Genomic DNA, 603 nt, shown 5'->3' on the forward strand with positions numbered 1-603 from the left:
ACGATCATGCAAGAGCGAGCAGCGAGACTGCACGCCGATCTACAGATTGAAGCATCAATAAACAAAGGGTGCACCGTAAAACTCGAATTCCAACACAGTAAGGAAGTAAACTTTGACAGTGTGTAAAGTAATGCTGGTGGATGATCATCCACTAATGCGACGTGGTATCCATCAACTCCTGAGCTTTGAGCCAGAGTTTGAAGTCGTTGCAGAAGCAAGCAATGGCGCAGATGCAGTCGCAAAAGCGCATGAGCTTGAGCTCGATTTGGTACTGCTAGACCTCAACATGAAAGGCATGTCTGGGCTGGATACGTTAAAAGCGCTGCGAGCAGATGGCTGTGAGGCGAGGACTGTTATTCTGACCGTTTCAGACAGCCCTGCGGATATTGAAGCGATTGTACGCAGTGGCGCGGATGGCTATTTGTTAAAAGATACAGAGCCGGATGAGCTTGTTGAGTTACTCAAACAGGCCCATCAGGGTGACAAGGCATACAGCCAAGAGGTTGCCAAGTATTTGAGTGAACGCTCTGATCATGAAGATGTTTTTGATTCGCTAACGGATCGCGAAACGCAAATCCTGCGAGAGGTGGCAAGAGGCTTCCG

General features: G+C 48.8%; 1 protein-coding gene. It reads left to right on the forward strand.

Translation table 11 applies throughout. The features are described 5' to 3' along the window. Window positions 1-112: 112 nt before the first annotated feature. The coding region (locus R7R24_RS28460; RefSeq protein WP_318120417.1) for a response regulator at window positions 113-603 on the forward strand (491 nt) is incomplete at its 3' end.

The organism is Vibrio sp. 704, from assembly GCF_033339295.1.